Below are 10,234 nucleotides of genomic sequence, written 5' to 3'. Positions count from 1 at the left end.
CTCAGATAAGTCGCCGAAATGCCGTACTCGCCGCCCAGGCTCAGGCCCTGCACCAGCCGGCAGATGACCAGGATGATCGGCGCAGCAACGCCGATCTGCGCATAGCCCGGCGTCAGCGCGATGGTCAGCGAGCCGGCGCACATCATCAGCACTGACAGCAGCATCGCTGCGCGCCGGCCACGGCGGTCGGCGAGACTGCCCATCAGCCAGCCACCGAGCGGCCGCATGAAGAAACCGAGCGCGAAGATGCCGGCGGTGTTCAGCAGCTGCGCGGTCGGATCGCTGCCGGGGAAGAAGGCTTTCGAGAAGTACAGCGCGAACGCCGAGTAGGCATACCAGTCGTAGTACTCGACGAGGTTGCCGATCGAGCCGCTGAAGATCGCCCGGAAGCGGGCGCGTGGCGTCATCGGCACTGTGTTCATGGCTTGAGCCCTTCAGGGAATTGCGGCGGTATGTAACTCAGCGTCAGGCCCAGCGCCCAGAGCAGCAACAGCACCACTGGCAGATGGATGATGAACTGCAGGAAGGTGTAGCCGACGATGTCGCGGACTTTCAGCTTGACGATGCCGAGCAGCGGCAGCATGAACAGCGGATTGATCAGGTTCGGCAGCGCTTCCGCCGCGTTGTAGATCATCACGCTCCAGCCCAGATGCACCTTCAGCTCGTTGGCCGCCTGCATCACGTACGGCGCTTCGATCAGCCACTTGCCGCCGCCCGAAGGCACGAAGAAGCCGAGTGTCGCCGAGTACAGGCCGATCACCGCCGGAAAGCTCTCCTTGGTCGCGATGCCGGCGAAGAAGGTCGACAGATGGCTGGCGATGGTCGCGCCGTCCGGCGCTTTCGCGGCGGTCAGCACCATGGCGATGCCGGCGTACAGCGGAAACTGGATCATGATCCCGGCCGTCGACGGCACCGAGTGGGTCACCGCATCGAGGAAGCGGCGCGGCGTGCCCTGCAGCAGCAGGCCGATGACCAGGAACAGGAAGTTGTAGGTGTTCAGATTGGCGATGCCGGCAACGAAACCGCGCGCTGCGAACTCGCCCCACAGCCAGGCGAGGCCGAGCAGCGCCAGCGCCCAGTTCAGCCAGGGACTGTGCTCCGGCCGCTCGCCGGGCCGCAGCACCCGGGTCGCTGCTGGCTGCGGCAGTGAGACATCGATGCCGAGTTGCGTGGCCGTCTGCGCCAAGGCCGGCGCCGGTGCCGAGCGCACGGCGATCAGCCAGGACATCGCGACGATGACCACGGTCATCAGTAGCGACTGCCACAGGAAAATGGTCTGGGTGAACGGGATGACGCCGGTGATCGCCAGCAGCTCCCGGCTCATGCTCGAAGCATTGGCCTGGAACTGCGCGGCGGTGGACGACAGGCCCAACGCCCAGACCGCACCCAGCCCGAGATAGCCGGCCGCCGAGGCAGCGCGATAGTCCATCGCCAGATCGTGGCGCCTAGCCAGTGCCCGGACCAGCAGGCCAGCGGCGACGAAACCCAAAGCCCAGTGCAGCAAGGACAGCGCCATGCAGGTCATCGCCACCAGTCCGACGGCGCCGGAACCAGTCTTCGGCTGCGCGGCGAGCTTCTCGATCAGCCGCGAAACCGGCGGCGACAGCGCCACCACATGGCCGCCGATCAGCACGTAGCAGACCTGCATCGTGAACGGGATCAGCGACCAGGCGCCGTCGCCGAAAGCCTTGACTGTTGCTGCCGGCGTAGCGCCGATCGCGAGGGCTGCGAAGCAGACGATCAGCACCGCCGAGACCGAGAACACCCAGGCATCCGGAAACCAGCGTTCCGACCAGGCACAGAAGCGCAGCGCCAGTCGCGACATCGGATTGCCTGGATTCACGCCAACTCCCATTTCCGGGCATCGTCGATCGCGACGCCTCGTTGATCGCCGCGATGATAGCGGCGCAAGCAAGGACTCAACGAAAAAAACGCGCCGGGGTTAGCGGCGCGTCTTTCAAAGCCAGCAGCTATTTACTGAACAGCCTTGCCAGTGAAATAAGCCTTGCGGATGTCGCGGCCACACTGGACGCTGGTCCAGTAAGAATTGGCCCGCAACTGTTCCCGCGCGACGATGCCGTAGGTGGTCTTGTCCTTGGAAATCCAGGGATAGAAACCGAGCAGGCCGGGCGACGAGTAGCTGCCATCACCGGTGCGCGGGTCATCCTCGACCCAGTGGTTCAGGCTGTAGTGCCAGGCTTCCTTGACCGGGCTGGTCAAGGCACCCGGGCAGCTGCCGGGCAGGGTGCAGACGGCGTCCTTGCCAAGGAATTCCTTCATCCGCAGCTGGCCGTTGATGATCTTGCGCAGGAAGCCGGCATAGCCCGCCGGCGTGCCTTCCATGCCGCCGGCCGGCTGCGGCTTGTCGTAGACCAGGCCGAGATCGCCGCCGAGATAGCTCTGCACTTCGCGAGTCATCTGCGCGGCGTTGAAGCCGCCGAGGCCGAGATCGATCGCCAGCTTCTGATCATGGCCGCCGCCGTAGGAGAACTTGCCGACTGCCGACGGATCCTGCTCGGCGTTGCTGCGCGAAGTCAGGCAGGACTCCGCCGTGCGGCTCAGCAGACAGACGATCGGATTGAACTTGACCAGGCCGGACCGCATGGTCAGCGCCTGCACGGTGCGGTCATCCGGTTCCTTGCCCTTGCCGATCTTCTCGAGCACGTAGGCGCCCCAGACGAACTTCGATGCCGAGGCGATCTTGATGGTCTTGTTCGGTGCGTATTCGTCACCGACCGCGCCCGAAACCACCGTGCCCTTGCCGTCACCGACCTCCCAGTAGAAATCGCCGATCGCCTTGCAGTTGGCGCTGCCGTTGGCAGTGGCCGTTGCGGCGGCATTCGGGCCGGAACTGGCGGCGGCCGGTTCGGCCTGCACGGATGGCGACGAGCAGCCGATCAGGCCGGACAGCGCCAGGCCGATGGCCAGCAGCGGGCGGCTGGGAAGCGGCGGCACAAGCATTTGCGAGCGAGGTGGGTTCACGGTGACTCCAGGGGACGGGGATCAGGGATGGGACGGCGCTGCATTTCAGACCGCGGACGGTCGCTGGCGGTTCAGCTTACTCGTCACTGCCCAGCAAGCCGCCGAGCAGACCGCCACCGACCAGGCCACCACCGACGCCGCCGAGCAGCGAACCTTCGTCGCGCGAACGGCCGCCCATCGCCGGTGCGGCCATGACGATGCGATTGGCCATCCGCGACAGCGGCAGCGACTGCAGCCAGATCCGGCCCGGGCCCTGCAGCACGGCATAGAACAGACCTTCGCCGGAGAACAAGGCCGACTTCAGCTTGCCGACGTACTGGATGTCGAAATTGACGCTGGGCTGCATGGCGACGATGCAGCCGGTATCGACGCGCAGGGTTTCACCCGGCGCCAAAGTGCGCTCGTACAAGGTGCCGCCGGCATGGATGAAGGCCAGGCCGTCGCCATCGAGCCGCTGCATGATGAAGCCCTCGCCGCCGAACAGGCCGACGCCGAGGCGCTTCTGGAAGGCGATGCCGATCGAGACCCCTTTCGCGGCGCAGAGAAAGGAATCCTTCTGACAGATCAGGGTGCCGCCGACATCCGGCAGGTGCACCGGCACGATGGTGCCGGGGTAGGGCGCGGCGAAGGCGACCTTCTTCTTGCCCATGCCCTGGTTGGCGAACACCGTGGTGAACAGGCTTTCACCGGTCACCAGACGCTTGCCGGCACCGGCGAGCGCGCCCCAGAAGCCTTTGTTGGCCTGCGAGCCGTCACCGAAGATGGTGTCCATGACGATGCCGTCTTCCATGAACATCATCGCGCCGGCTTCGCCGATCGCGGCTTCGTTCGGGTCGAGTTCGATCTCGACGAACTGCATGTCTTCACCGTACAGCTTGTAATCGATCACATCCATGGCCATGGGTCTTGCTCCTTGGGGCTGGCTTGAAATGGGGTGCTGGACGGATTGTGCCGCAAGCCTGTGCCGCCGAGATGACCGGAGTGGCGCTCAGAACCGCGGCACCGGGCCACGCTTGTCGTAGGCGCGGAACAGCGTGCGCGCCAGCACGCCGAGGGTGCGGCGCACCTCGTCCGGCGTCGCGTGGCGCAGTGGCAGCACCACGGCTTCGACGATCGAGATGATCGCTCTCGACATGTCGTCGAGATCGTCGCCGAAATCGAAATGGCCCAGCTCGACGCCCCGCGCCAGCACGCTGCGGATCACCTCGACCGAACGCGCTTCGAAAGCCCGCTGGCCGGCAGCGAGTTCGGCGGTATCGGGGCTGTCCGGGATCAGCCAGTAGCCGGCGATGCCGTTGCGCACCAGCGGGTCCTGAAGTAACCGGCTGATGCCGTTGAACAGCGCCAGCACACCCGCGACCGGATCAGCCTCGGCGCGCATCACGTCGAAGATGTAGCTGTCGAACAGCGCGTGCAGGCGGCGCAGGCAGGCCAGATAGAGCGCTTCCTTGCTCGTGTAATGCCAGTAAAGCGCGCCTTTCGACAGCTTCGCTGCCGTCGAGATATCGCCGATCGACACGCCGTCATAGCCGTAGCGGCCGAACAGGTCGAAGGCGCAATCCTGGATCGCTTTCAGCGTGTCGAACTGTTCGTGTGCAGGTTTGCGGGCCATGGGCGGTAAGGGAGAAGCGTCACGCAATTATCACGTGATCTCCGTTCCAATGACGCCGGCACCGGGTCGACGACCGGTTTATTTCTGAGAGATCAGGCGCTGCGTTAGACTCTTCAGCGCAATTTCCCGCCTCAGCCAGCACGTGCAGCCAGGGCTACACCACTGACTCCGGCTGCCGCGCATGGGCGATTCCGCCGCTTCTGCTCAATCCCTGCACACGCTCTACAGCGACCATCACGGCTGGTTGCGATGCTGGCTGCGTCGCAAGCTCGATTGTGCCGACAGCGCTGCCGATGTCGCCCAGGACACCTTCGTGCGGGTCTTGCAGAAACGCGAGCGCGAAGACTGGCGCGAACCGCGCGCCTACCTGACCACGATCGCCCGCGGCCTGCTGATCAATCTGCGTCAGCGGCAGGCGCTGGAGCGGGCCTATCTCGACGTGCTGGCCGCGCTGCCGGAGCAGCACAGCCCGTCGCCGGAATCGAGGCTGCTGGTGCTCGAAGCGCTGCTCCAGATCGATCGCCTGCTGCGCGGGCTGCCGTCCCCGGTCCGCAGCGCGTTTCTGCTCTCGCAGCTCGAAGGGCTGAGTTATGCGCAGATCGCGGCACAACTCAGCATCTCGACGCGCACCGTCAAGCGCCACATGGTGCTGGCCTTCGGGCAATGCCTGAGCGTGCTCGAATGAGCGCGGCCGGCGAGGCGATCGATGCCGGCATCGTCCATGAGGCGGCCGGCTGGCTGGCGCAACTGCATTCCGGCGAAGCCAGCGAGGCTGATCGCAGCGCCTGGCAACAATGGCGACACCGCAGCACCGAGCATGAGCGCGCATGGCAACGTGCCGAAACCCTGCTCGGCACGCTTGGCGGAATCCCCGCTGGTGTTGGTCTGAGCACTTTCCGGAAGCTCGACAACCGCAGCCGCCGCGCGGCCTTGAAGACGCTGGCACTGCTGCTCACCGGCCTGCCTGCGGGCTGGGCCGCGTATCGCGCCACGCCGCTGCGCGAGATCGCTGCCGATCAGCGCACCGCGATCGGCGAGCGCCGCGAGATCGTGCTGGCCGATGGCAGCCGCTTGACGCTCAATACCGATAGCGCGGTCGATCTGCATTTCGACACTCGCGAGCGGCGCGTACGGCTCCGGCGCGGCGAAATCTTCATCGCCACCGCCGTCGATCCGGCGCCGATCCATCGGCCTTTCGTGATCGAGACCGCGCAGGGCCGCATCCGCGCGCTGGGCACGCGCTTCGTGGTGCGGCAGTTCGATGACCACAGCCGGGTCGCGGTATCCGAGGGCGCGGTCGAAATCAGTCCGGATCAGGGCGGCACGGTGCTGATCGTCAACGCCGGTCAGCAGGCCGAGTTCGGCGCTGCAAGCATCGGCGCGCCGCAAGCATCGGACCCCCTCGCTGCCGCCTGGACCCGCGGCCTGCTGGTCGCCGACAACCAGCGTCTCGCGGATTTCGCGGCGGAACTGTCGCGTCATCGCCCGGGCATCCTGCGCTGCGATCCGGAAGTCGCCGACCTGCGCATTTCCGGTGCCTTCCAGCTCGCCGAACCGGATCGGGTACTGGCGCTGTTGCAGCAGACCTTTCCGGTGCGAGTCGAGGCCCGCAGCCGTTGGTGGCTGAGCTTGCGGGCGCGACGGGAAAAATAAATCCGCGGTGGCCTGTCCCCTTTTCCGGTTTCGCCGGGCATGGAAGGTAGAGGCACTACTGCCCATCGAGAAAAGGGATACGCAGATGAAGTACCGGTTCATATCCGCGCCGCTGCGCGTGGTGCTCGGCAACGCCTGCCTGGCGGTTTCGCTGGCTTGTGCGGTCCACCCGGCGATCGCCGCGCCGGAGGATCAGGCTGCGGCTCAGACGATCAGCTTCGAGATCGCGGCCGGGCCGCTGACGACGGCGCTGTCCGCGTTCGCGGCCACTGCCGGCATCTCGTTGTCCTTCGAGCCGACCCTGGCGATCGACAAGACCAGTGCCGGCTTGAACGGCAGCCACAGGGTCGACGACGGGCTCGCGCTGCTGCTGGCCGGCACCGGTCTGGGAGCCGTCGCCAAGACTGATGGTGGCTACACGCTGCGGGCCTTGCCGCCAGCGTCGGATGCCACCCTGCTGCCGGTAGTGAAGGTTGCCGCCGCAGTGGACGACACGATCACCGAAGGCAGCGGTTCGTACACCGCCCGGGCGGTCGTCGTCGGCGGCAAGACGGCGCGCGATCCGCGCCAGATCCAGCAGTCGATATCGGTGGTCACGGCGCAGCGCATTCGCGATCAGAACATCACCACCGCCGAAGAAGCGCTGGCCCAGGCCACGGGCATTTCGATGACGCAAAGCTCGGGCTATCTCGGGCACGCATCGTTCAGTGCGCGCGGCTTCTCGATGGTGCTGCAGACCGACGGCGGTGCGCCGCAAGTGAACAACTTTTGGTACAACTCCGGCCTGCCGGATATCGCGATGCTCGATCACATCGAAGTGCTGCGCGGCTCCGATGGCCTGTTCGCCGGCGCGGGCAATCCCGGTGGCACCGTCAACCTGGTCCGCAAGAAGCCGCTCGATCACAACCAGGTGCTGTTCGACGCGCTGGCTGGTGGCTGGGACCGTTACCGCACCCAGATCGATGTCACCGGCCCGCTGGGTTTCGGCGGCAAATTGCGCGGCCGCGCAGTGCTCGCGCGGGAGGATCGCGATTACTTCTACGACACCGTATCCAGCGAGAAGTCGGTGGCCTACGGCGTGCTCGAATACGACCTCACGTCATCGACACTGGTGACTTTCGGCGGCAGCCATGAGCAGACCGATCGCTCGGGCCTGTATTTCGGCCTGCCGCGCTATTCCACGGGTGCGGATCTCAAGCTGCCGCGCAGCAGCTGCCTGTGCACCGACTGGTCGGGCCGCAACGATCTCAACCGCGACCTGTTCCTGCAGCTGCGCCAGTCCATCGGCAGCAACTGGAACCTGCGTGTCAACCTGACCAAGCAGTGGGTCGATTACGACTACGTGCAGGGCAATGCGACGGGCGCCGTTGACCCTGCGACTCTCTCCGGCCCGCTGCTGGCCGGCGCGCGCACCGACGTCTCCAATGGCAGCAAGCTCGCCGACGTGACGCTCGACGGCCGCTTCGACGTGTTCGGCTTCGAGCAGGAGCTGGTGGTCGGCGGCAACTGGCAGGACATGTTCAGTAACGGCACCGGCGTGAGCCTGTATCCGCCGACGGCGCGTCCCGCAGTGAACGTATTCGACTTCAATTCCGGCGGCTTCGCGCAGCCCGGCGTGCCCGCCGCCTATGTGCCGCTGCTGCCGTTCGGTGGCCAGAAGCAGAGCGGCTTCTACACCACGCTGCGTTCCGAGATCACCCCGTCGCTGCACAGCACGCTGGGCATCCGCTTCAGCAACTTCGAGTACCTCTATCCGCCGGGTGGCGTGTTCTATCGCGAATCGGGCGTGCCGATTCCGTTTGCCGGCCTCAGCTTCGACGCGACGCGCGACGTCAGCTTGTACGCCAGCTACTCGCGCATCTACCAGTCGCAGGCAGGCTCGCTCACCGAGGACGGAGAGCCGCTGAAGCCGATCGAAGGCAACACCCTGGAAGCCGGCGCTAAGGGCGCGTGGATCGACGGCGCGCTGACCGCGTCGGTCGCGGTCTACAAGACGCTGCGCAAGAATGCGTCGGTGCAGGTGTCCACCTCGACCCTGCCCAACTGCTGCTTCATCGCCGACGCCGAGGCCGAGAGCCGCGGCGTTGACGCCGAAGTCACCGGCGAGATCCTGCCGGGCTGGCAGCTGTCGCTGGGCTATACCTTCAACCTCAACGAGTACAAGTCGGGCTACGGCGCGCGCAACGGCACCTCGTACACGCCGCGCACGCCCAAGCACCTGCTCAAGCTGTGGACCATGGCGCAGCTGCCGGGCGGCTGGTCGGCGGCGCGCGTGGGTGGCGGCGTCAACTGGCAGTCGGACAACTTCGTCACCGGCACGGCCGCCACCTTCAACACCGCGACCGATCGCTACGACGGCCCCACCGTGCCGTTCTCGTTCACCCAGAAGGCTTACGCGGTGGTGGCACTGCGCGGCGACTATCGCCTCAACGATCACTGGTCGGCCGGCCTCAACCTCAACAACCTGTTCGACGCGACCTACTACCAGACCATCAGCACATCCAACGGCAGCAACTTCTACGGCGAGCCGCGCAACGTGACGCTGAGCGTCAACGGCCGCTGGTAAGCGCGCCCGCAACCGTACGGCGCAGCGATCACCTGGGAAGGTGGTCGCTGCGTTTCCTCTGCTCAGGGGTGATCGATCGGGCGCTTGCGCTAGTCTTTCAGACCTCTTCCCGCCTCAGCCAGTACGCGCAGCCAGGGCTCTATTCCGACCTGGCCACCGCGTATGACCGATTCCGCCGTTTCCGCCGTTTCCCTGCACACGATCTATCACGAGCATCACGGCTGGTTGTATCGCCGTCTGCGCCGCACGCTCGGCTTCGCCGACGCTGAAGATCTGGCCAACGATACGTTTCTACGGGTGTTCACCGCCGCGCCGGTGGCGGAGCTCCGTGAGCCGCGTGCCTACCTCACCACCGTCGCTCGCAACCTGCAGCTCAATCACTATCGCCGCAAGTCGCTGGAGCAGGCGTATCTCGATGCCCTGGCGGCGGTGCCGGAACCGCTGGCGTCTTCGCCGGAAGAGCGGGCGCTTATTCTCGAAGCGATCGATGAGATCGACACCATGCTGCAGGGCCTGCCGACGGCGGTGCGCGCGGCTTTTCTGCTGGCGCAGCTGGAGGGCCTGGGCTATGCGGAGATCGCCGGCCGGCTCGGTGTTTCCGAGCGCAGCGTCAAGCGCTATGTGGCCCAGGCGCTGGCGCAGTGCGTGCTACTGGCAGCATGAACGGCGCTGCGAGGGCGGGACGCAGCGGTGCGGTGAGCCCGCCAGTTGCCCTGGCGGCGGCCGAATGGTTCCTGTTGCTGCAGTCGCCGGAGGCGACGGCGAACGATCACGCGCGGTTCGAACAATGGTGCGCGAGTGCGTCCGAGCACCAGATGGCCTGGCAGCGCGTGCAACGCATCAGTGGCAGCCTGGGCGCGATCCCGCCGTCGCTGGGCTTGCAGACCTTGCAACGCAGCCAAGGCATCGATCGGCGGACGGCCTTGCGGTCGCTGGCGCTGCTGGTGGCGGCGCCGCCCGCCGCGTGGCTTGCGCAGCGCCATCTGCCCTGGCAGGCCTGGAGCGCAGACCAGCGCACCGGCGTTGGCGAGCATCGCTGGATCACGCTGGTCGATGGCGGCCTGGTGCATCTCAACACCGCTACCGCAGTCGATGTCCGCTACGACGCGCAGCTGCGCCTGCGGAGATTGCGGCAGGGCGAAATCCTGATCCAGACGGCGCAGGATCCGGCCGGCCGGTCGTTCATCGTCGAGACGCAGCAGGGCCAGATCCGTGCGCTGGGGACGCGCTTCGTCGTCCGCCAGCTGGACGCGGCGACGCAGGTGACGGTGTTGGAACACGCGGTCGAGATTCGAGCCGGCAGCGCGCCGGGCGTGCAGATTCTGCATCAGGGTCAGCAGCTCCGATTCGGCTCGCAAGCGCCGGGTAGCGTGCAGCCCGCAAGCGCGCATGCCGACGACTGGTCGCGCGGCATTGTCTAT

Annotated in this window: 10 protein-coding genes; 5 read left to right on the top strand and 5 right to left on the bottom strand. The window is 66.2% G+C overall.

Annotated features, from left to right (window positions below; all coding sequences use genetic code 11):
* The 5 genes from Q0D45_RS09135 to Q0D45_RS09115 all read right to left on the bottom strand — a co-directional run.
* On the bottom strand, nucleotides 1–422 hold a 422-nt coding region (locus Q0D45_RS09135; protein ID WP_293391600.1), incomplete at its 3' end, for an MFS transporter.
* Entirely contained in the window at nucleotides 419–1,825 is a 1,407-nt protein-coding gene (locus Q0D45_RS09130; RefSeq protein ID WP_366946396.1) for a TIGR00366 family protein, read from the bottom strand. The genes Q0D45_RS09130 and Q0D45_RS09135, both read right to left, overlap by 4 nt.
* Nucleotides 1,826–1,974: 149 nt before the next feature.
* Nucleotides 1,975–2,961, bottom strand: a complete 987-nt coding sequence (locus Q0D45_RS09125) for a hypothetical protein (protein WP_293391595.1) — start codon at nucleotides 2,959–2,961, stop codon at nucleotides 1,975–1,977.
* Between the two features lie 97 nt (nucleotides 2,962–3,058).
* Nucleotides 3,059–3,883, bottom strand: a complete 825-nt coding sequence (locus Q0D45_RS09120; protein WP_293391592.1) for a TIGR00266 family protein — start codon at nucleotides 3,881–3,883, stop codon at nucleotides 3,059–3,061.
* Between the two features lie 87 nt (nucleotides 3,884–3,970).
* Nucleotides 3,971–4,594, bottom strand: a complete 624-nt coding sequence (locus Q0D45_RS09115; protein WP_293391589.1) for a TetR/AcrR family transcriptional regulator — start codon at nucleotides 4,592–4,594, stop codon at nucleotides 3,971–3,973.
* Nucleotides 4,595–4,775: 181 nt separating this feature from the next.
* On the opposite strand from Q0D45_RS09115, the gene Q0D45_RS09110 reads away from it, so the two are divergent.
* The 5 genes from Q0D45_RS09110 to Q0D45_RS09090 form a co-directional block, all read left to right on the top strand.
* On the top strand, nucleotides 4,776–5,279 hold the full coding sequence (locus tag Q0D45_RS09110; RefSeq protein WP_293391586.1) for a sigma-70 family RNA polymerase sigma factor: 504 nt from the start codon (nucleotides 4,776–4,778) through the stop codon (nucleotides 5,277–5,279).
* On the top strand, nucleotides 5,276–6,247 hold the full coding sequence (locus tag Q0D45_RS09105; RefSeq protein ID WP_293391583.1) for a FecR domain-containing protein: 972 nt from the start codon (nucleotides 5,276–5,278) through the stop codon (nucleotides 6,245–6,247). Before Q0D45_RS09110 ends, Q0D45_RS09105 begins: the two co-directional genes overlap by 4 nt.
* 85 nt (nucleotides 6,248–6,332) lie before the next feature.
* Nucleotides 6,333–8,813, top strand: coding sequence for a TonB-dependent siderophore receptor (locus Q0D45_RS09100; RefSeq protein ID WP_293391579.1), 2,481 nt, complete (start codon nucleotides 6,333–6,335; stop codon nucleotides 8,811–8,813).
* A gap of 162 nt (nucleotides 8,814–8,975) precedes the next feature.
* Nucleotides 8,976–9,476: a sigma-70 family RNA polymerase sigma factor gene (locus tag Q0D45_RS09095; RefSeq protein WP_293391576.1), complete on the top strand. Its 501-nt coding sequence runs from the start codon at nucleotides 8,976–8,978 to the stop codon at nucleotides 9,474–9,476.
* Nucleotides 9,473–10,234, top strand: a 762-nt coding sequence (locus Q0D45_RS09090; RefSeq protein WP_293391573.1) for a FecR domain-containing protein, incomplete at its 3' end; no start/stop codon positions are given. The genes Q0D45_RS09095 and Q0D45_RS09090, both read left to right, overlap by 4 nt.

This window comes from Nevskia sp. (assembly GCF_023266035.1).
Lineage (GTDB): Bacteria > Pseudomonadota > Gammaproteobacteria > Nevskiales > Nevskiaceae > Nevskia.
Note: the sequence above shows the minus strand (reverse complement) of the source record. Positions and strands in the feature narration are given on the sequence as shown.

What these genes read in the sequence shown, in the direction of transcription:
- Q0D45_RS09130 (WP_366946396.1), bottom strand. Translation starts at nt 1,825, where the DNA reads ATGTCGCGACTGGCGCTGCGCTTCTGTGCCTGGTCGGAACGCTGGTTT.
- Q0D45_RS09125 (WP_293391595.1), bottom strand. Translation starts at nt 2,961, where the DNA reads ATGCTTGTGCCGCCGCTTCCCAGCCGCCCGCTGCTGGCCATCGGCCTG.
- Q0D45_RS09120 (WP_293391592.1), bottom strand. Translation starts at nt 3,883, where the DNA reads ATGGCCATGGATGTGATCGATTACAAGCTGTACGGTGAAGACATGCAG.
- Q0D45_RS09115 (WP_293391589.1), bottom strand. Translation starts at nt 4,594, where the DNA reads ATGGCCCGCAAACCTGCACACGAACAGTTCGACACGCTGAAAGCGATC.
- Q0D45_RS09110 (WP_293391586.1), top strand. Translation starts at nt 4,776, where the DNA reads ATGGGCGATTCCGCCGCTTCTGCTCAATCCCTGCACACGCTCTACAGC.
- Q0D45_RS09105 (WP_293391583.1), top strand. Translation starts at nt 5,276, where the DNA reads ATGAGCGCGGCCGGCGAGGCGATCGATGCCGGCATCGTCCATGAGGCG.
- Q0D45_RS09100 (WP_293391579.1), top strand. Translation starts at nt 6,333, where the DNA reads ATGAAGTACCGGTTCATATCCGCGCCGCTGCGCGTGGTGCTCGGCAAC.
- Q0D45_RS09095 (WP_293391576.1), top strand. Translation starts at nt 8,976, where the DNA reads ATGACCGATTCCGCCGTTTCCGCCGTTTCCCTGCACACGATCTATCAC.